Source organism: Bacillus sp. F9_6S_D1_P_5, from assembly GCF_054823925.1.
This window is the reverse complement of record NZ_JBTREW010000009.1, coordinates 95683-117464: the sequence shown is the minus strand read 5'-3', so window position 1 is coordinate 117464 and position 21782 is coordinate 95683. Positions and strand designations below refer to the sequence as shown.

Genomic DNA, 21782 nt, shown 5'->3' with positions numbered 1-21782 from the left:
TGGTTGTAAATACTTGGATGAATTATTAGGTAGTACGATAAAGGGAATGAAAAAGAGATTGTAATTTGGTTTCAACCAAACTACAATCTCTTTTTGTTTACATTAACGCCACCATATCCAAGTCCAAAAGTAGTTTCGTATATTCCGAGGAGTAATGCGTATAAAACGTTCCCCGTCAAAGAAGCAATTTAAATTTGGAAGTGTTTCATCTGGATTTTCTGGAACAAAGGTGACGATGTTTTCGTTACTTGTAACCGTTACTGTAATTGGTAAGAGCTGAATTAGAAATAGGATTGTTGCTTGGTAGGGTTGAAACAGTGGCTTGGAATGTGACAATTGATGTGCTTCCACCATTAATGGAACCGATATTTACACCAGTAGATAAATCAGCATTTGGAATAGTTTGCCCATTAACTGTGAAACTGTTTGGAACGAAACTTAAATTGCTATCAAGTACATCGATAACGGTAACATCAGTTGCAGCCACATTCCCTGTATTAGGAAGGTTAAGTGTAAATGTTATTGTATTACCAACGTCCGCAAAAGCAAGATTTGCTGTTTTTGTACTAATAATAGTTGCGTTGTTTATTTGAAGAAGCGTCGTATTAGAATTAGCTGTGCTTGAAACGGGAGGATTAACAGGATCAACAGTAAACTCATACGTCGTTGATGCTGTATTGGGTGCTGGGTTACTAGGAGGGATATTGTCCACGGTAACTTGAAAAACGATACTATATATTTCATTTGGAGGAAGTGTTACAAGTAATACACCGGTATTTGGATTCGCGTCAGGTTGTAAAACACCATCAACAGTTAATGTGTTAGGAACAAATGTGAGTCCACTCGGTAATACATCCGTGAATACAATATTCGTCGCATCCGTATTTCCTATATTCGAAATAGAAGTAGTATAAAAAGCAGTTTGCCCAATATCTGCAAAGGAGACACTTTCATTTTTCGTCATGGATAATATAGCTTCGTTAATTTGCGTTGAAACAGGATTACTAATTGAAGTTTCTGCATCAGGCGGTGAGACCAATTGATACGATGTTGATGAGAAATTTACAATTGGGTTTTCGGTTGGTAATGACGCCACGTTTACTTGGAATGAAACATTTACTGTAGACCCAGCTGTTATAGGTCCAATATTTACACCGTTCGATGGATCCGCTCCACTTTGAGGAACCCCGTTAATAGAAAATGAGTTTGCAATAAATGTAGTTCCGCTCGGCAGTGTATCTGAGAAAATAACATTTTGTGCGGATGAGTTTCCATTGTTTGTTAAAGTGACAGTATAGGTGAGTGTGTCGCCAATACGACTAAAGGATTTATCGACTTGTTTTAATGAAAGAATGGTAGCTGTGTTAATTGTAGTGAACACTGTGTTTGAAGTAACATTCCTTGAAACAATAGGGGCATTAGGATCAGAGATAAATGTGTAAGAAGCACTAGCGGAATTGGCAATAGGATTTTGAACAGGAGTAGAAGTAGCGGTAACTTGAAATGCTATTGCTATTGAGCTGTTAGGAGCAATCGATCCAATTGTTATGCCTGTATTAGGATTAAGCCCAATTTGTGTGATGCCATCAATTGTAACGCTATCAGTAATAAACGTTGTACCATCTGGTATAAGGTCAGTGAACGTAATATTCGTAGCATTTGTATTACCGCTATTCGTTAAAATTGTCGTATAGGTAATGGTATCACCTAGCGTTACAAGTGTTTGATCGACTGATTTAGTCATCGTAATCATAGCATCTAATACAGGATTTGTAACAATATTCGTTGAAGTAGAAGTAGTAGCAGGAGCTCCGTTTGGATCAACAGTATAAGAGTATAAAATCGTATCGTTACCCATAATCGAGCTTGAAGGGGGAACAGAAATAACATTTACTTGGAAAGTAACAGTTACTGTTTCACCTGGAGCGATATTTGGTATAGTTACTCCAAGTGCTGGCTGTGCACCAAGCTGTTGGATTCCATTTATTGTGACCGAATCTGGTACGAAAGTAGTACTAGGAGGAATGGCACTTGTAAAAGTTATATTTGTAGCTGGTGTATTTCCTGTATTCGTAATAGTCGTTGTATACGTAAGTGTATCCCCGACGGAAATAACCGATTTATCAACAGTTTTTGTTGTAGTTAATATTGCGCTATTAATGGTCGTTGAAACCGTATTTGATATAGTTGTTTGTAATACAGAAGGTTGGCTAGGATCAACCACATGTTCAAATTGTACGGAACTAAAATTAGAAATTGGATTTATACTTGGAATATTTGTAACAAGAACATTGAGAGTAATAACGGTCGTTCCACTTGGATTTATATTTCCAATCTGTATTCCGTTCCCAGGATTTCCAATTTGCTGTGTACCAGAATCATTTGTTAAAGTTCCGGAAATAAATGTTGTTCCTTCAGGTAAAATATCCGTAAAAATTATATTTTGTGAAGTGACATTTCCAGGATTACTTAATGTAATTGTATAAGAAATTGTATCGCCAATCGTAGCGAAAGTTTTATCTACAGATTTGATTGCCACAACTTCCCCAGAATTTATTTGTGTCGAAACAGAATTAGATGTCGTACTTCGTGAAACAAGTGGTAAATTAGGTCCTGTCATAAATTGATAATCAATGAAAGCACCGTTTACAACTGGTGAATTTGGCCCTCCAGGTCCGATTGTAAAAATAGGATTTGGAATACTAACTACTTGCACGCGGAAGGTAACGTTTATAAAATCTCCTGCAATAATATCCCCAATTGGTATCCCGTTTGCTGGATTTACTCCAGGTAATAAAACCCCGCCTACTCGAACGCTATCTTCTATGAATACTGTATTATTTGGAATCGAATCTGTAAACATGATATTCGTAGCAGTCGTGTTTCCTATATTCTCTAATAAAACTGTATACGTTAAAAATGAATTTCCAGGTGCGATGTCAGAAAATAGTCGATCCACACTTTTCGTTGCTTGGATAATTGCTTCGTTAATTTGCACTAAAGTTGGATTACTAGTAGCTGTTTCTGTCACTGGTGGCTGGTTAGGATCAACAATGATAGAGTATGTCGTACTAGATTGATTTAAAGTTGGATTTGTAGCTGGTATTGAGCCGACGATCGCTTGAAAACTAACTATTGTCGTTCCTCCAACCGGAATTGCGTCTAAAGAAATCCCGCTATCTGGTCTAAATCCAAGTTGTGGGATAGTGTTAATTTGTACGCTATCAGGAACGAATGAAAGTTCAGGTGGTAATATATCGATAAAAACAGGTGTGTTTGCGGTAGTATTTCCGCTATTAATGAGCGTAGTTGTATACGTAATTGTATCTCCAACAGCAGCAAAAGCACTGCTTGCAGTTTTTGTTGCGATAACGGACGCAGTATTTACTTGTGTAAAAGTTGTATTGGATTGAACTGTTCGTGAAACAGGCGACTCATTTATATCAACAATAAAGCTATATTGAAGCGATGATTGATTCGGAATGGGATTAGGATTTGGAAGAGTTGTAATATTCACTTGAAAACTAAGTGTAACCGATGCATTTGAATTCAAATTACCAATAGTAATACCGTTTTGTGGATTTGCATTCGGGATTGTTACACCATTTATCTTAAAGCTATTTGGGACAAAGGCGGTACCATTTGGAATGGAATCTGTAAAAACAATGTTATTAGCGGTAGTATTTCCTGTATTTGTAACAACTGAGGTGAATGTAATCGTATCTCCAATTGTTGCGAAAGTTGTACTAGCATTTTTATTTATTACTAAAGTAGCGTCAATAATCGGTGTAACTGTCGTGTTTGTAACGGTACTACCAACAGCTGGTGTTTCAGTTGGATTCACTGCATATTCGTAGTTTACAAGAGCATTATTCGTTAAAGTTCCACTAGGTGGAATAGCGAGAATTTTCACTTGGAATGTAATGAAAGTAGTGCCTCCTGGTGAAATATCGTCTAAATGAATACCTAATGAAGGGTCTAATCCAGGTTGGGAAATGTTATTGATCGTAACGGAATTGGGGATGAAGGATGCACCTGGTCCAAGTCCATCCGTTAAAACTGTAGCACTAGCAGGGATATTTCCTGTGTTCGTAACTGCAATCGTATAAGTAACGATATCTCCAATTGCAGCATTCGGTATGTTCACTGATTTCGTAGCGATAATCGTAGCGTTGTTAATTTGAGTTGTTATTACATTACTTGATGCATTGGCGGATGCTAGAGGTAAGTTCGGGTCTACGACATATTGGTACGTTGTGTTACTTTGATTCGGGATTGGATTCTGATTCGGGATGGAATTTACTTGCACTTGGAACGAAATTATCGTATTTGCATTCGGGTTTATTGGATCAATTGCTATTCCATTCGCTGGATTTACATTAGGCAGTATATTCCCATTTACTGTTACACTATTTGGAATAAAAGAAGTCCCGCTTGGAATGGCATCGGTAAACACTATATTTGATGCAAGTGTGTTTCCGTTATTCGTTAAAGTAGTCGTGTACGTAATGATATCATTTACGTTCGCAAACTGTTTATCTGTAGATTTTGCAGAGGTAATCGTAGCGTTATTAATAGTTGTCTGTACAGTGTTGGAGGAAACCATCTGCATGACGGTTGGTTTGGATGCATCATATGTGTATTGGAATGTAGTGCTTGATTGATTTGTAATTGGATTTGCACTAGGAATAGTTGGTACAAAAACCTGGAATGCAACAGTACGTGATGAATTCGCTCCTATCGTACCGATAAGAATGCCATTAGCAGGATTTGCATTTGCTATAGGGACACCGTTAATCGTTACAGTATTAGGAAGGAAGATGGTCCCCGCTGGGATAATATCTGTAAAAGTTACATTAGAGGCGGGGATATTGCCGTTATTCGTTAAAATTGTTGCATAAGTTATGATATCGCCAACATCAGCGAAATTTGTACTTGTTAGTTTCGTAGCAACAAGATTTGCGGTGTTAATTTGTGTCGATACGATATTGCTAGTAGCATTTCTAACAACAGCAGGTAAATTTGGATCTGCGATAAAGCTATATTGAAGTGCAGCACTGTTTTGAACTGGATTTGGTGAAGGTAAACTATTTGCACTAATTTGGAAAACAATTGTTGTAATGCCGCCTGCTGGAATCGTACCAACTTGAAGACCAACACTTGGATCCGCACCTAGCTGTAAAGCGCCGCCTATAAAAATACTATTTGGTACGAGTGTCGTACCAGGAGGTAGTATATCGGTAACGACTAAGTTATTTGCTGGAGTATTTCCAGGGTTAGCTAGGGCAATTGTATATGTGATTGGTTGCCCAACATCGGCGATAGTTAAATCTACATCCTTGAAAATAATTACATTTGCTAAATTAATTTGTGTACTTACTGTGTTACTTAAAGAGGTTTCTATAGTTGGTGGATCTCCTGGGTTTAAAATAAAACTATACTGTGTACTAGACGAATTTATTGTTGGGTTTTGCGCTGGTAAATAGGTGACAGTTACTTGATAAGAAACAGTAATTTCACCGTTAGCAGGAATGGAAGGTAACGGAACACCGATGTTCGGATCTGCATTATTTTGTAGCACACCATTAATAAGGAAAGTGTTTGGAATAAAGGTAGTGCCATCTGGATTTGTATCTACGAAAGTTGGACTATCAGCTGTAACGCTTCCTGCATTCGTTAAAAGAATGGTATAAGTTAATACATCCCCAACAGTAGCAAATGCTCGATCCACTGTTTTTGCTGAAATGACATTTGCGTCATTTGCTTGAGTAAATGTAGTGGTTGAAGTTGTGTTCTTACTTACAGGGGGAGCATTTGGATCAACGATAAAGTTATAGGAAATAGAAGCGCTATTTGAAATAGGGTTTGGATTTGGGATGCTAGTTATTAATACTTTGAATGAAGCTGTAATTGTAGTACCGGCATTAATACTACCAATAGTAATGCTAGTTGGTGTAACGCCTGGTTGAGTAACATTGTTAATCGTAACACTGTCTGGTACAAAGGCAGTACCATTCGCGATTGAATCGGATAGTACTACATTGTTCGCCGCAACATTTCCATCGTTTGTAAGAGAAAAGGTATAAGTTAATACATCTCCAACTTCCGCAAATGTTTTATCTACAGACTTAGTAGCTTGAAGGTTTGCTAGTCTAATTGTTGATGTAACAGAATTAGAATTTGCTGTTTTTGAAGTTGGTGGCAGACTTGGGTTTACAGTATATAGATAAGAAGCGAAAGCATTATTAATGATAGGATTTTGGGCGGTAATATTGATGACTGTTACTTGGAAAGAAAGAGTAAAAGTAGCTCCGCCAGGAATTGTTCCGATAGGTAAAGCAACGAGAGAATCTACATTTTGTAAAACTCCGTTTAGTGTTACAGTACCAGGAGTCAATATCGTTCCATTTGGAAGTGGATCTGTTAGTTGCACGTTCGTAGCAGTTGTATTTCCACTGTTTGTAATAAGAATTGTATAACTGATTGTTTCGCCAATTGTAGCAAATTGTTTATTTGTTGATTTTGTTAATGTTAAATTCGCATTGTTAATTTGAGTAGAAACAAGATTAGAAGAAATGTTTTTTGTAACGGGTGATTGGCTAGGATTGACGGTATATTGATAAGAAGCGCTTGAACCATTAGATATGACATTCGACGCTGGAATTGTATTTACTACTACTTGAAATGAAACATTTTTTGTTGTGCCAGTTGGAATAGATCCTATATTCACACCAGTAGCGGGATTTGCTCCAACTTGTGTCGTGCCATCTATTGTTAAACTGTTGAGAACAAAAGTTGTTCCAGTAGGAATGACATCTGTAAAAATAACGTTATTCGCATTCGTATTACCTGTACCTGTAAAGGAAACAGTGTACGTTAGTGTGTCACCAATATCTGCAAAATTTTTGTCTACTGCTTTCGTCATTGTTACAGTAGCATTATTCACTTGAGTGGAGACGATATTCGTCGTATCAGTCCCGCTTACTGCCGGTTGATTTGGCACAGGAATGTATTGATAAGTTGTTGTACCACTATTTAATATTGGATTTGTTTGCGGGATAGAAGGAACGAATACTTGAAATGAAACCGTAGTCGTAGAATTAGCAGCAATAGATCCAATTGATATACCAGTAGCGGGATTTGCGCCAGCTTGAGTAACCCCGTTAACAGTTACACTCCCTGGAATGAAAGTAGTCCCGCTAGGAATCGGATCCGTATATATAACGTTCGTTGCCGCGATATTTCCTATATTAGCTAAGGCAATACTGTAAGTTAACGTTTCGCCAATATCGGTAAAGATTTTGTTAACTGATTTTGTACCATTAATATCTGCAAGATTAATTTGTGTTCCAGCAGAGTTGCTTGTTGCAAGACCGTTAAAAGTCGTTCCCCCAGCAATTGGTGTATATTGAAATGTAATATTCGCAGTGTTAGAAATCGGATTCTGATTTGGAAGGGAAACGACAGTTGCTTGGAAAGTTACTGTACGAGAAGCATTGTTATTAATTGTTCCAAGAGATATACCAGCAGCCGGATTTGCATTTGTTTGTGGTACGTTATCTACCGTTACAGTGCCAGGTATGAAGGAAGTGCCGTTAGGGAGTGTGTCTGTAAAAATAACGTTATTAGCAGGCAGAAGGCCGGTGTTAGGGATAGTAACGGTATAAGTGAGGACATCTCCAATTGCAGCGACGCTTTTATTCACGCTTTTCGTTGCTTGTATGTTTGGTGAGTTTATATTAATTTGTAACCCGACTGTATTTAACATATATGCATCTCCGTTAGTTGTTAAACGGATTGCAGCTGAGACTTGGGAATTTGTTAAATAAGGAGAAATATCAATAGAAGTAATGTCCCAACCTTGCCGGCCTGCGGAGATATTTGTGCTTGTAGCGGCACTTTGATTGCGCGTTCCAAATGTCCCAGTTGTATCTAAGTTTCCTGCAGCATTATTCACTTGAGAACCGAAGAAGTTATTTACAGCATTATTTGGCCCAGATAAAGCATTTAATGAACTGAAATTTGGTCCAAATAACGCTTGATCCCCTGTTATATCTGCATCTCCTTCAATAGAACTTAAAAATAATCTCCCGCTTACAGGTCCTCCTGAAGGTGTTAAGAATCCAGAAACAGCTACATCTGCACTACCAGTATCAGCAGAAACACGGTTTCCAGCTACGTAAATTGTTAAGTTCCTTGCTGGTAATGTCCCGTTTTGATAAGCAACGATAAGCGTCCATCCAGCTGAATTAATTGTTCCATTAGAAGCATCTATAGGATCTACAAGTCCAGGGACAGCTCCCGTAGTATAAGAACCAGAACCCCCAGCTTGAATAAGGGTTGTTACGTCTGCTGAACGCGTGTAAAAGCCAAATGTAATAGAATTTGAAACGAAAGTTTGATTTGAAGCTGTAACAGCTGAAGGAGTAATCGAGTATGTTGAAACAGGTGTTGTAAAAGAAACTGGGTTTCCTAAAACACTTGTAATGTTTTGGTCACGAGATAAGTAGTTGCCGCCCCAAATGAGTTCTGCGTAAAGAATCGTACTACCAGCAGGGATATTTAAAATAGCGGTAGAACTATTTTGTGTATAGTTTAACGTTGTACCGGCAGGAAAAGTGGGAACTTGTAAGGCGGTATTCGTAGTTATAAATGCGCCAATTGCCCCGATTGTACCAGCACGGTTTTGATTACTGATCTTACTTAAACCGAGAGTGTTTCCTGTAATCGCAAGTGCGCCGTTAGTGGTGGTAGAAAACCGATTCGTAATGGGCATGTTGTCACCTCATTTACAATATAGTCTTGGTCAAAATAGGATATGTGTGTGACAAATAAAGGGAAACATGTACGAGTTGATTTAGTAATAATGATTTAAATGTCTAGATAAGGGGATGGAGTATGATTGAATTAGAAATGAGGATAGAACGTCTTAGGAAAGAAAAAATAGAGGACATTGTAGCGTTATCTTCTTATATTGGTTGGGATTATAACAGAGAAGAAGTTGAAACGATTTTTAACTTAGGTATTGTATATGGCGTATGGAATGAGAGAAAAAAACTTATTGCAAGCGCTGCAATTATATTATACGGAGAGGCGTTAGCGTCAATAGGAATGGTGATTGTACATCCGGATTATAAGGGAAGAGGGATTGGAAAGGTGATAACGAATTCTTGCATGAATAGCGTATCAGCTCGAACTCCAATTATGCTTATTGCTACAGATGAGGGGAAGCCTTTATATAAAAAGATAGGATTTAGGGTAGTAAGCTATGTTTCTAAATACATATGTAACTCGTACAATGCGAATCATAAATGTGCAGAAGCTGAAGAATATATGATGGGGTATAAAGAGGTGGATTTAGAAGGGATAATAAAAATAGATGAAGGCGCATTTGGAACAAGTCGAAACGAGTTTTTAAAACAAAGAATTATGCAAAGTGATCAGTGTGTCGTTGTAAAGGATACAAAAGAAAATGTAGTAGGATACGGTATAAGTATACAAACGCCAGAAAATAAAATAATAGGACCGATCGTTGCTAAAAATGATGCAATGGCAATGAGAATAGTACATGCTTTAGCAAGAGGACATAATGGGAAATTAAGAATGGATGTACCAGAAGGAAAGGACAATTTTCTGAAAGAGTTAGAGATTGCTGGTTTTAAAAAGGCGAATACACCACCAATTATGATGAAAAATAGCGATCAATTATTAAAAAGGAATAATGAGTTATATAGCATTGCAGCGCAAATTTTTGGATAAAAAAGAATCCTTCTGAATGAAGGATTCTTTTTCGTTAATCACGATATTGATCATGAATAGGTACAAAAAGGTCTTCCTCGACATCCCTAACAACTGAAAAATGATCCACATTATAATGTCCATGTAGAATTTTATTATGATGAGCAATAATTTGCTCTGCAGATAATACGTTAGAATCAGTTGTGGAATGACCATTTTTAATTAATGTAACGTCACATCCTTGTACAGTCGCAGTTCTAACTGCGGTGTCGATACAATGCTCTGTTTTACATCCACCGATAACGATATGGCCAATCTTCTCTTCTTTTAAAAGTTCAAGTAAAGAAGTGCCATAGAATGCGTTCGTTGCTGCTTTATTAATAAGGATTGCAGACTGAGGTACTTGAATTTCATTATGTACTTCAAATCCCTCACCGCTACCAGAAGCAACATCGATATCTCTTACGAAAACAATAAGGGCATTTGCATCGATTGCTTTCTGCACAGCTGTATTTAGTGTGGATAGTAACTCGGTTTTACGAAAAACTGCATTTTCTTTTTCATTTCCATCCATTAACTCTTGTTGCGCATCAATAATTAATAGTGCTTGTTTCATTTTATATCCCTATCCCCTTTAATATAAAATAAGTTACCAGTTACATATTCTTTTATATTGTAAGGAAATCCTCTATCGTCTACTTCGGATAGATTTACAAAGTTGTCATATAAATTTCATTCTCATAGCTTGTAAAAACATGTATGATAGGAGATGGAGAATTTTTGAGTAGGTGGGAATAACATGCAAACAATAGAAGATTATCTTTCATTCTTACATACGAAAGGATTTAAATTGTCAGAGGAAGCACAAGGGTTTATTATGTTCGGACAAGGATATACTGGTGCATCTGATGGAATTGTGAACGCGGCAATAGAAGCGACAATTAAACATCAGTTTCAGTTTGATGGGAGTTATTTTGTTGCGTTATTAGAACGATTGAAAGAAGAAGAAATTACAGATAAAAAAAGCGCTAAGGCTTTTATGCGGAAGTTACAAGCGTAACTTCACGCAGCCTGCGCTTCTTTTTTTGTTTTGGAAGGTAACTCAACAAAAACCATGCCTAGGAAAATACATAGACATCCGATAATAGCAGAAATAGAAAGTTGTTCGTTTGCAACGAGAACGCCTGTTAAGGCAGCGAAAACGGGCTCCATTGCGAAAATAATGGCTACTCTCGTTGGAGATGTATGTTTTTGCGCTGATGTTTGAATGAAAAAAGCAATGGATGTTGCGAATAGAGAAGTTAGAAATAGGGCGAATAAAAAGGAAGAATTCGTCCATAGTGCTGCTGAAAGTAATTTTTCCCAATCTTCAAACAAAAAGGCGCAAATAGAAGAAAACATACCGACAGCTAACACTTGCGACGTACTTAACAATAAAGGTGATATTTTCTTAGAGAAGAAGCCATTAACAAGAATATGAGCAGCGAAAGCAACCGCGCAACCGAGAACGAGTATATCTCCAATGTTTAATTGAAATGAATCACCAGCTGTTAATAAGTATAAACCTGCTGTTGCTACAGCAATGCCTATTACGATAAAAATAGTAGCTTTTTGTTTTAAAAAGATAAAAGACAAAATAGGTACCATAACGATACTAAGCCCTGTTAAGAATCCTGCTTTTGAAGAAGTTGTATAAAGTAAGCCGAATGTTTGTAACACATAGCCAACACATAAAAAGAATCCAACGATTAATCCAGCAAGGCTACTCTGTTTTATATCTTGTTTTGAAGTTTTTTTTGCGAAAATCATTTGAACGAATAATAAAATAATTCCGGCGAATAAAAAGCGAATACCATTAAAAGTAAATGGACCAACGAAAGACATAGCATTTTGAACGACAACAAACGTAGCTCCCCAAATAAAAGAGACAAATAATAAAGCAAGAGGAGCAATCCAATCTTTTTTCACACTCATACCCCCGTTAATTTTGTAAGATAGCCTTTCTAGCTAACTCATCAGCAACTTTATTTTGACTACTTGGAATCCACTTAATAAAAAAGAGGTCGAAATTTTTTATGTACTGCAGTGCTTCTTCTAATAAAGGTGCAAACATTTTATTTTTTGCGTATTCTTTTTCGACAGCTCGCTCGACAAGTTGCGAATCTGTACGAAAAGAGACAATGTTATAATTATGCTCCGTGCAATATTTTAATGCCGCAAGTAAAGCGTGGTATTCTGCTTCATGATTGGACATTGTCCCGAGGGGTAATGATAATTGTACAGCTGGTTGAACCCCTTTAATAAATACTCCCGCACCAGAAGGACCAGGATTTCCTTTTGATGCACCATCAATATATACTTCAATCAAAATGAGAAACCTCCAAATGATAAGATGATCCCCTACTTATATGTTTCTTTGAAGTAGGGGATAGAGTAATTAGCCGATTGTAATGCTATAACGACATGTAAATGTTTCATTCGCTTGTAAAGATTGAATTCCTTTTTTTTCCTTGAAATCTTTTGCTGGAGTTACTTCATCGGCAATTCCGTACCAAGGTTCAATACATAAGAAAGGTGCATTCTCGCCTGGTGTCCATACGCCGACAAATGGGAATCCGTCAAATTCTACTTTTACAAATTTATTATGTTTATGAGAACGAATAGAGATTTCATCCGTGTTCATATTTTCAAAAATAAGTGCATCATTTTTAAATAAATCGTATGTAAGTGGTAATTCATTCGTATTTTCAGCGATTAATTGTTTTTTGCTTGAAAGGTAAGGTCCTTCTAATACGCTTGTTTCTATGCGTTCAGAACCATTAAAGGATAAATGATAATCTGTAAATGATTCACCCTCTAATAACGGGAAGTTGAAACCAGGATGTGCTCCGATTGAGAAGAACATCTCTTTTGAAGAAGGATTATTTACTTCATATGTTACATGAACGATTTGTCCGTCTAGCTCATAAGAAACGAGTAATTCGAATTCGTATGGGTATTTTTTTAATGTTTCTTCATTACTAGTAACAATATAAGTGATTTTCGTTTCACTTTGTTCTTTTACAGAGAATGTAAGATCACGAGCAAAGCCGTGTTGTGTTAAAGAATATGGTGTACCATCTACGTAGTATGTATTATCTACTAATCGGCCGACAATTGGGAATAAAATGGGTGCGCGGCGCCCCCAATAAGTAGAATCGCCTTGCCATAAGTATTCAGTGTTATCTTCTTTTAAGCGAACGCTTTGTAATTCTGCACCTTTGTCAGAAATGGAAACGATCACTCTTTCATTTTGAATTGTTGCTGTCATGAAGTGAAACCTCCTAAAACTTTCATATGTTTTATTATACGTTGTCTAAAAGAAAAAAGGTAGTTCATGATAGGAATCTATTGACGAAAGAGTGTGTATTGCGTAGAATATAATCTTGTTGCTTAAAAAACGAATAACGTGGTTCGAAACCATCCCACGTAAAAAAACTAAGGAGATTTTGTCATGAATATTAGAACTTTAGTCGGTAATGGTATTTTAGCGGCATTATATATTGCTGTTTCTATGCTTATTCAGCCATTTGGCTTTACGAATGTACAGTTTCGTATTTCAGAGATGTTTAATCATCTTGTTGTATTTAATAAGAAAGCAATTTACGGAATTGTATTAGGTGTATTTTTAACGAATCTCTTTTTCTCACCTATGATCGCTTACGATTTAGTATTTGGAGTAGGGCAATCTATTCTTGCATTAGTTGCAACGATTATTTCTATGCGATTTATTAAAGGTGTTTGGGCTCGTATGATTTTTAATACAGTTATCTTTACAATTACAATGTTTATGATTGCAATTGAACTTCATCTTGCATTGGGTTTACCATTTATGTTGTCTTGGTTGACATGTGCAGTTGGTGAATTTGTTGTCATGGCGATTGGTATGCCTGTAATGTACTGGATTAATAAACGAGTACAATTTGAAAGATTTATGTAATAGATGAAAGAGCTATTCCTAAAGGCATAGCTCTTTTTGTATGTAATCATATTGAATATAATGCTGTGACTCTTGATACAATATAATAAAATAAAGTGAGGCTTTCATTAGCTGGCTACATATAAGAAGTCTTATATAAGGGGAATCTAGTATGAAATATAAAATTCATTGGTTGTATAAAACAAAGCGCGGTTTGCAGACAGAGTTAACGACAGATTATATGAACATAGAAGAAGTACTTCAATTTGCAGAGGATTTCGAGAAAACAGGAAGAGTGAAGGAATTATTATTTTACGATGAAATGGATGCAGAATGGTCATTAAAGGAAATGAAAAAGCTGAGTAAACAAGTGGAGGAAGAGCCCCAAGAAATACTCGTTTATTTTGATGGTGGTTATGATGTACAGACGAAAGAAGCTGGAGTAGGTATATGTGTATACTATAAAAAAGGAAATGCAAAATACCGAATTCGCCGTAATGCATACATAGAAGGCATATATGATAATAATGAAGCGGAATATGCGTCATTATTATATGGTATGAATATACTCGAGGAATTAGCAATTAAGTATGAAGCAGTTACACTCCGCGGCGATTCGCAAGTTGTACTGCAGCAATTGGCTGGAGAATGGCCTTGTTATGATGAGCATTTAAATCATTACTTAGATCAAATTGAACAAAAGGCGAAGCAAATGAAATTAAAACTTGTATGTGAGCCGATATCTAGAAAACAAAACAAAGAAGCACATCAATTAGCTACACAAGCATTAGAAGGAACCGTCATTGATAGTCATAAAGAAATAACCGAATAGAGAGGTGCAAAGGTGGATAAAAAGCAACTCATTACAGAGGTAAATGACTTATTAGAAACGTATTGTGAAGGGTGTTTTTTGCGAGAACATAATCGAAAGACGAATAGTAAGTATTACGCTCATTCATTTTGTATCAGGCAATGTACAGTTGGAGAAACGTTGAAAAAGTATGGAGAACAGCTGTCATGAAAAAACATCCAGAGAAAATTCTCTGGATGTTTTTTAGTGCTTCGCTTCATTTAATTGATGCTCGCATTGACTTAATTTTTTTTCCTCATTCATCAGAAACGGCTCATCTAAATCTGTTGCAACAGACTTCATAATTTCAAGCTGGGAGCGAGCGGCTTCTACAGCAGTAGTAGCATGCTCTAATGTATCTGGATCCATTGAAATTGTCGCTGATCCTACCATTTTTTGTGCTGTTTCTACACGGAATTTTACTTCTTCAAAATCATTTACTTCTGATCCCATTGCTAATTCCTCCTTTGTATATTGCGCATTTCACATAGTTTTTGCTCTGGAAAACGGAAATATACAAAGGAATAACAAAGGAGGTTACCAAGTTAGGTAACCTCCTGTCATATGTTGGATTAAAGTTTTACTACGTTAGCAGCTTGAGGTCCGCGGTTTCCTTCAGTGATATCGAAAGATACTTCTTGACCTTCTTCTAAAGCTTTGTAGCCTTCGCCTTGAATAGCAGAGAAATGTACGAATACATCGTCAGCGCCTTCCATTTCGATAAATCCAAAACCTTTTTCGTTGTTAAACCATTTTACTTTTCCTTGCATGTTACAATTCCTCCTAAAAAACATTTACGTTTTTCATTTAGTGAAATTCATTTGAAAAGATAATATAAACTAAAAATGCTATAATCTTGAATATTCTGCTAAATGATTAATTTAAATATACACGAATTGGGAGAATTTAGTCAAGTAAGCGATTTTATTTTTTGTATTTTTAAATAATTTTTCAGTCGAATTTTTAAATAGGTATAGGACAGGCCGAGTATGTAATGGTCTTAATTGAATGCTATACATAGTGAGGTGAAAGAATGAATGAGTCTTATTTATTAGATAATGATGGGATGAGAATGAGAACGGATATACCGAATTGGGTTGCAAAAGAATTTGAAAATTTTTCAAACATCGTATTAGAACCAACTTTCCCATGTTATTTTGGTTTAACTGCTTTGAAAAAGAATGAGCTTCGTTATTCCTTTCTCTCTCATAATGATTGGAGCCATTTGTCACATACAATGTTATCTTTTTTAGAATTAATGAAAGAGCGCCCAATTGTAAGAAGGGGATTTTTTCTTTTTGTGGAACCAGAATGTGAGGAACAATCACTGGAATATTATCGTGATTACTTTTGGAAATTATTACAATATTCACATGAACAAGATGACCAAACATGGCCGAAGCAAATTCCTGAAGACCCAGACCATTACTTATGGGAATTTTCATTTGGTGGTGAACCGATATTCGCATTTGGAAATGCGCCAGCTTATAAACAACGAAAAACTAGACATTTAGGAAATTCTCTCGTTATTGGATTCCAACCACGCACCATCTTTGATGGATTAGAAGGGGATCGTCCTAAAGGAGCATATTCCAGACAAACGGTCCGAGAGCGAGTTGAAAAGTGGGATCAGCTGCCGAAGCATCCTAACATTAGTCATTATGGTGATCCGGAACATCGGGAATGGAAACAATATTTCATAGGAGACGATGTAGAACCGATAAAAGGAAAATGTCCTTTTCTTCATAAGATAGAAAAGTAAGAGCCATCATCCAGGTGGCTCTTTTGTATATTTTGGATAAAAAAGGGTGTTTTAGTAGTAAATATTTTGATGAAAGCTAGTCTATTTTTAATCATTACATCATTACTTAATAGTAAAGGAAGTAGAAAGGGTAGAGCGATTATACAACAAATTGTATTAGGTATTTCATTAGCTGCACCAGTAGGTCCGATTAATATTGAAATGTTAAAACGAGGAATTGAACGAGGTTTTTGGCATGCGTGGGTTGTTGGAATTGGTGGAATGACTGCAGATATTTTGTTTATGCTTCTCATCTATTTCGGTTTATCTTCTCTGTTTATGTATACATATGTACAAGCTTTTATGTATTGCACAGGGTTTTTCTTATTATTTTATTTAGGATTTCAAAGTGTAAAACAAGGAATTTCCCACTCGAATATGGAATATAAAAAAGAAGAGGTAGGTGGGCTGAAACAATCGTTTATGGCAGGTTTTTTAATTGCGATATCCAATCCATTAAATCTTGTTTTTTGGTTTGGTATATACGGAAGTACACTTAGCTCATTGCTTACGAAGGTAACGAAACAAGAAGCCTTTTTGTACAGCCTTTGTATTATCGTTGGCATTATTTTGTGGAATTTAAATATCGCTTTTTCTGTCCATTTTGGCAGAACATTATTAAAGCAAAAAGCATTAGGCTATATAACAGCCGGAGCCGGTATTATTTTAGTAGGATATTCTATCCATTTTGCATACAAAGCTTTACAGTTGTTCACATAAGATTGAAGGGGAGATTTTTATGTATCGAACCACTATTGACGGAAAAGAAATTATTATTACGTTAGCACCAAAAATCCGAAAAGAAATTACCGATAGAAATCCACTATATGAAGCGGTATTTCATACTGCAGCAAGATTACTACAAACAAAGCAACCAACGTTTGCGGTAAATCATGAAGTATTTGGGCTCATTATTGGAGAGGTACAAAGAGGAGAAGTAACAGTGTTTGCGGTGGAACATATTATTCCAAAACAAAATATATTTGGATCGAACAATTTTTTCTCGACAATAGAGCAGCAGGCAAATTTGTAAAGTGAATAGAATAAGAATAGAAAATAAAAGAAATAGTCGTAACGATATGTTGCGGCTGTTTTTTTGGAAAAGGGGGAAAGAAGATGAAGAGAATGGGGAAAGAGTTCTTTTTACAACATGATATCGTTATTATGTATTGTATTTTATTTGTTTTCATCATTATTTTAAAAATGCAATTATTCACATGGATCAGTATGTTAGCGTGTTTGTTTGGTATTGTTTTTTATACGCTTAACGAATATATGACACACCGGTTTTTATTTCACTTAAAACCACCTAAAAACGTATTTTTATTAAAAATGTTAAGAAGATTACATTATGATCATCACGTATATCCAGATGATTTAAAACTTTTATTTTTGCCAGTATGGTTTAGCATACCAAGCTTTACTATATATTTACTTATATCATACGCTATAACAAAAAGTGTTACTATTACACTTTCATTCGGGATTGGTATGATTATTATGCTTCTCGTTTATGAGTGGAAACATTATATTGCACATAAGCCAATCCGTCCTATCACTAAGTTTGGGCGATGGCTAAAAAAACAGCACATATTACACCATTATAAAAATGAAAAGTTTTGGTTCGGTGTTTCAAATCCAGTATTCGATTTCCTATTTGGAACGCTTAAAGATGGAAAAGATGTTGAATTAAGCGAAACAGCTCGTAATTTAGAAAAAGAGAAAAAAACAGAAGTGGTGCGCTAAGCACTACTTTTTTATTTTGTTATAACGAGTATGAAAGCTTAGCTGGAGCGAAAGTGAAGTGCACAAATTTTATGCTGAAAAAGTATATTAAAAACTTAGGGGAAATTGCCGAAAAATGTCTATCGAAACATCTTTGCAGGAATGTATGGATTGTCTAAAATGAAAATAAGTTTCTGAATATTTATAAAATTTAGTATTTAGTCATGCAAGGGGGAATTGTATTTTTAGTAAGAGAGGGGATTAGAGAATGAAACGAGATGATACGTCAGCACGTAAGTTGCAAAATGAGGTGAATTATACAGAGGTTGTTCAGTCAGAAGAATTTCAATTGCTATTAAATACGAAAAAGAAGTTCATCGTTCCAATGAGTATTTTCTTTTTAAGTTTTTTTATTGCGTTACCTATTTTAACATCGTATTCAAAGGTACTTAATACACCGGCATTCGGTGATGTTACGTGGGCATGGGTGTTTGCATTTGCTCAATTTATTATGACGTGGTCATTATGTATGATTTACAGTAAAAAAGCGGAATCCTTTGATAAAATCTCACAAAACATTCTACAAGACATGCAAAAAGGGAGGGGCTGACTTTGAATATAACCGCTTTTGCACTATTTTTAATCATCGTACTTGGTACACTCGTCATAACTTATTTTGCATCGAAGAAAACGAAAAATGCGAGTGAGTTTTATACGGCTGGAGGGGGATTAACTGGTTGGCAAAATGGTCTGGCTATTGCGGGAGATTATATGTCTGCTGCGTCCTTTCTTGGTATAGCCGGGGCGATCGCGTTAACTGGGTTTGATGGATTCTTTTATAGCATCGGTTTCTTAGTTGCTTACTTAGTTGTATTATACTTAGTTGCAGAGCCGCTTCGAAATTTAGGAAAGTACACATTAGCAGATATGATTGCGGCGCGTTTTGATGCGAAAAAAGTTCGCGGAGTTGCAGCGCTTAATACGATGACGATTTCGATTTTTTATATGATTGCACAATTAGTTGGGGCTGGTGCACTTATTAAATTATTATTAGGGATCGAATATACGACATCTGTTTTAATTGTTGGTACATTAATGACAGTGTACGTTATTTTTGGCGGAATGACTGCGACGAGCTGGGTACAAATTGTTAAGGCTGTATTACTTATGGCTGGTACATTTATTATTTCTGTTATCGTTTTCGCAAAATTTAATTTTAGTGTGACTGAAATGTTCGCACAAATGAAGACAGCTACACCGTTAAAAGATTCGTTTTTAAATCCAGGAGTAAAGTATAAAGATGGCCTTGATACGCTATCTTTAAATTTAGGACTAGTTCTTGGTACAGCTGGATTACCACATATTCTTGTACGCTTCTTTACAGTGCGTGATGCAAAAACAGCACGTCAATCTGTTGTATACGCGACGTGGTTAATTGGTGCATTTTATATTATGACAATCTTCTTAGGATTTGGAGCAGCGGCATTTGTAGGGAATGAAGCAATTATTAAAGCAAATCCTGCTGGTAATATGGCAGCACCTTTATTAGCGAAAGCGTTAGGTGGAGATTTCTTATTTGCTTTCGTATCAGCCATTGCCTTTGCAACGATTTTAGCTGTAGTGGCAGGTCTTGTATTAACAGCAGCGTCAGCCTTTGCACATGATTTTTATAATGAAATTATTCGCAAAGGAAAATCAACAGAAAAAGAGCAAGTGTCAATGGCTCGCTATGCGTCTATTGGAGTAGCGGTATTATCCATTATACTAGCGTTATTTGCTCAAACATTGAACGTAGCATTTTTAGTTTCATTAGCATTTGCAGTTGCAGCGAGTGCAAACTTACCAGTTATATTATTCACAATATATTGGAAGCGCTTTAATACAACGGGCGCCATCTCTGGTATGATTGTTGGTCTTGTATCAGCCATTGTTCTCGTAGCGTTAAGTCCAAATGTTTGGAGCCCTGTAGCTGGAAAAGCTATATTTGTTGGAGAAGCGATATTCCCATATACGACTCCTGGAATTATTTCGATCCCGCTCGGATTCCTTGCAGCGTATTTAGGGACCATTTTATCTAGTAAGAAAGAAGATGCGGCGAAGTTTGATGAAATTCTTGTGAAATCTAATACTGGTCATGGTATTAGTGATGCGTCTTCACATTAAAAAAGAGGGGCTTTTCGATATATAAGAAAAGCTCCTTTTTCTTTTGGCATTTTATTGTAAATAATACTACTTTGTAAGTAGGATTTGTCGTAATTTTGTGGAATGAAAATAAGCAGGGAGAAATTTAAATCATCATGGCACCAGCGCAGCTTTTGTGAAAAATAAGTTGTTATGGAAGGTGGAAGAAATGATGAAAACGAAACAGACTGATGAATTATTAGCAAAAGATGAGCAATATGTTTGGCACGGAATGCGTCCCTTTAGTCCAAATAGTACAATGGTAGGGGCAAAAGCAGAAGGGTGCTGGGTTGAAGATATACAAGGAAAAAGATATTTAGATGGTATGAGCGGTCTTTGGTGTGTGAATAGTGGATACGGCAGAAAAGAGCTCGCAGAGGCGGCTTATAAGCAATTACAAACATTATCATACTTTCCGATGTCACAATCGCATGAACCAGCTATAAAGCTTGCAGAAAAATTAAATGAGTGGCTTGGAGGAGAGTATGTTATTTTCTTCTCTAATAGTGGTTCGGAAGCGAACGAAACAGCTTTTAAAATAGCAAGGCAATACTATGCTCAAAAAGGTGAACCGCATCGTTATAAATTTATGTCACGTTACCGCGGGTATCATGGAAATACAATGGCAACGATGGCAGCGACGGGACAAGCACAGCGTAGATATCAATATGAGCCATTTGCTTCAGGCTTTTTACATGTAACGCCGCCAGATTGCTATCGTATGCCTGGAATAGAAAGAGAGAACATTTATGATGTAGAATGTGTGAAAGAAGTAGATCGCGTTATGACATGGGAATTAAGTGAAACGATTGCAGCTTTTATTATGGAACCAATTATTACGGGCGGAGGCATTTTAATGCCGCCACAAGACTATATGAAAGCAATTCATGAAACGTGTCAAAAACACGGTGCCTTGCTCATTAGTGATGAAGTAATTTGCGGTTTCGGGCGTACAGGAAAAGCATTTGGATTTATGAATTATGATGTGAAGCCTGATATTATTACGATGGCAAAAGGAATTACGAGCGCATATTTACCATTATCAGCAACAGCTGTGAAAAAAGAAATATATGAAGCATTTAAAGGGAAGGGTGAATACGAATTCTTCCGTCATATTAATACATTTGGTGGAAATCCTGCAGCATGTGCATTAGCGCTTAAAAACTTAGAGATTATGGAAAATGAAAATTTAATTGAGCGATCTGCACAAATGGGCTCGCTTTTATTAGAGCAATTAAAAGAAGAAATTGGAGAGCATCCACTTGTTGGGGATATTAGAGGAAAAGGTTTACTAGTTGGAATTGAACTAGTAAATGATAAAGAGACGAAAGAGCCAATTGATAACGACAAAATTGCAAGTGTTGTAAATGCTTGTAAAGAAAAAGGTTTAATTATAGGACGAAATGGTATGACAACAGCTGGATATAATAACGTCTTAACATTAGCACCACCGCTTGTTATTTCAAGTGAAGAAATTGCCTTTGTTGTTGGAACGTTGAAGACAGCGATGGAACGCATTTAATGAATCG

The 21782-nt window shown here is 36.3% G+C and carries 18 protein-coding genes, 1 pseudogene and 1 riboswitch; of the genes and pseudogenes, 12 read left to right on the top strand and 7 right to left on the bottom strand.

The features are described 5' to 3' along the window. Nucleotides 1-262: 262 nt before the first annotated feature. Nucleotides 263-8776: pseudogene (locus tag ACUXEY_RS13225) on the bottom strand (DUF7507 domain-containing protein); the annotation flags it as partial. Nucleotides 8777-8898: 122 nt separating this feature from the next. On the opposite strand from ACUXEY_RS13225, the gene ACUXEY_RS13220 reads away from it, so the two are divergent. Next, nucleotides 8899-9759, top strand: a complete 861-nt coding sequence (locus ACUXEY_RS13220; RefSeq protein ID WP_461300901.1) for a GNAT family N-acetyltransferase — start codon at nt 8899-8901, stop codon at nt 9757-9759. A 34-nt stretch (nt 9760-9793) separates the two neighbouring features. Here ACUXEY_RS13220 and ACUXEY_RS13215 read toward each other — a convergent pair whose 3' ends face one another. Next, nucleotides 9794-10354, bottom strand: coding sequence for a cysteine hydrolase family protein (locus ACUXEY_RS13215; protein ID WP_000806331.1), 561 nt, complete (start codon nt 10352-10354; stop codon nt 9794-9796). Between the two features lie 183 nt (nt 10355-10537). Between ACUXEY_RS13215 and ACUXEY_RS13210 the strand changes: the two genes are divergently transcribed. Further along, nucleotides 10538-10798, top strand: a complete 261-nt coding sequence (locus tag ACUXEY_RS13210; protein WP_210626837.1) for a DUF6123 family protein — start codon at nt 10538-10540, stop codon at nt 10796-10798. Nucleotides 10799-10800: 2 nt separating this feature from the next. Here ACUXEY_RS13210 and ACUXEY_RS13205 read toward each other — a convergent pair whose 3' ends face one another. The 3 genes from ACUXEY_RS13205 to ACUXEY_RS13195 form a co-directional block, all read right to left on the bottom strand. Next, nucleotides 10801-11706 carry a DMT family transporter gene (locus ACUXEY_RS13205; RefSeq protein ID WP_461300900.1) on the bottom strand — a complete coding sequence of 302 codons (906 nt, stop codon included), beginning with the start codon at nt 11704-11706 and terminating at the stop codon, nt 10801-10803. Nucleotides 11707-11719: 13 nt separating this feature from the next. Beyond that, the gene (locus ACUXEY_RS13200; RefSeq protein ID WP_000573872.1) at nt 11720-12106 is read right to left on the bottom strand and encodes a reverse transcriptase-like protein; all 387 of its coding nucleotides are present in this window, start codon (nt 12104-12106) and stop codon (nt 11720-11722) included. Between the two features lie 69 nt (nt 12107-12175). Then, nucleotides 12176-13048 (bottom strand): aldose 1-epimerase family protein, encoded by an 873-nt coding sequence (locus ACUXEY_RS13195; protein ID WP_461300899.1) that lies wholly within the window; start codon nt 13046-13048, stop codon nt 12176-12178. Between the two features lie 132 nt (nt 13049-13180). After that, nucleotides 13181-13225, top strand: a riboswitch (PreQ1 riboswitch). Nucleotides 13226-13231: 6 nt separating this feature from the next. Here ACUXEY_RS13195 and ACUXEY_RS13190 point away from each other — a divergent pair. From ACUXEY_RS13190 to ACUXEY_RS13180, 3 genes are all read left to right on the top strand, one after another. Continuing rightward, nucleotides 13232-13717: a QueT transporter family protein gene (locus tag ACUXEY_RS13190; RefSeq protein ID WP_001026475.1), complete on the top strand. Its 486-nt coding sequence runs from the start codon at nt 13232-13234 to the stop codon at nt 13715-13717. A 151-nt stretch (nt 13718-13868) separates the two neighbouring features. Next, complete coding sequence (locus ACUXEY_RS13185) at nt 13869-14528, top strand: ribonuclease H family protein (protein ID WP_461300898.1); 660 nt, start codon at nt 13869-13871, stop codon at nt 14526-14528. A 12-nt stretch (nt 14529-14540) separates the two neighbouring features. Then, on the top strand, nt 14541-14717 hold the full coding sequence (locus tag ACUXEY_RS13180; RefSeq protein ID WP_000358801.1) for a zinc-finger domain-containing protein: 177 nt from the start codon (nt 14541-14543) through the stop codon (nt 14715-14717). Between the two features lie 33 nt (nt 14718-14750). On the opposite strand, the gene ACUXEY_RS13175 is transcribed toward ACUXEY_RS13180, so the two are convergent. Both ACUXEY_RS13175 and cspB read right to left on the bottom strand, forming a co-directional pair. After that, nucleotides 14751-14999 (bottom strand): DUF2564 family protein, encoded by a 249-nt coding sequence (locus ACUXEY_RS13175; protein ID WP_000534396.1) that lies wholly within the window; start codon nt 14997-14999, stop codon nt 14751-14753. 119 nt (nt 15000-15118) lie between these two features. Further along, entirely contained in the window at nt 15119-15316 is a 198-nt protein-coding gene (cspB, locus tag ACUXEY_RS13170; protein ID WP_001161732.1) for a cold shock-like protein CspB, read from the bottom strand. A gap of 263 nt (nt 15317-15579) precedes the next feature. On the opposite strand from cspB, the gene ACUXEY_RS13165 reads away from it, so the two are divergent. The 7 genes from ACUXEY_RS13165 to ACUXEY_RS13135 all read left to right on the top strand — a co-directional run bounded on the left by ACUXEY_RS13165 (nt 15580) and on the right by ACUXEY_RS13135 (nt 21775). Next, complete coding sequence (locus ACUXEY_RS13165) at nt 15580-16308, top strand: YqcI/YcgG family protein (protein ID WP_461300897.1); 729 nt, start codon at nt 15580-15582, stop codon at nt 16306-16308. A 69-nt stretch (nt 16309-16377) separates the two neighbouring features. Next, entirely contained in the window at nt 16378-17067 is a 690-nt protein-coding gene (locus ACUXEY_RS13160; RefSeq protein WP_461300932.1) for a LysE family transporter, read from the top strand. A 19-nt stretch (nt 17068-17086) separates the two neighbouring features. Further along, nucleotides 17087-17380, top strand: a complete 294-nt coding sequence (locus tag ACUXEY_RS13155) for a cytoplasmic protein (protein WP_144610696.1) — start codon at nt 17087-17089, stop codon at nt 17378-17380. An 83-nt stretch (nt 17381-17463) separates the two neighbouring features. Then, entirely contained in the window at nt 17464-18093 is a 630-nt protein-coding gene (locus tag ACUXEY_RS13150; protein WP_461300896.1) for a sterol desaturase family protein, read from the top strand. A 247-nt stretch (nt 18094-18340) separates the two neighbouring features. Then, nucleotides 18341-18682 carry a DUF485 domain-containing protein gene (locus ACUXEY_RS13145; RefSeq protein WP_000817376.1) on the top strand — a complete coding sequence of 114 codons (342 nt, stop codon included), beginning with the start codon at nt 18341-18343 and terminating at the stop codon, nt 18680-18682. A 2-nt stretch (nt 18683-18684) separates the two neighbouring features. Next, nucleotides 18685-20235 carry a solute symporter family protein gene (locus tag ACUXEY_RS13140; RefSeq protein ID WP_461300895.1) on the top strand — a complete coding sequence of 517 codons (1551 nt, stop codon included), beginning with the start codon at nt 18685-18687 and terminating at the stop codon, nt 20233-20235. Between the two features lie 190 nt (nt 20236-20425). Next, the gene (locus ACUXEY_RS13135) at nt 20426-21775 is read left to right on the top strand and encodes an aspartate aminotransferase family protein (RefSeq protein WP_166702644.1); all 1350 of its coding nucleotides are present in this window, start codon (nt 20426-20428) and stop codon (nt 21773-21775) included. Nucleotides 21776-21782 lie beyond the last annotated feature (7 nt).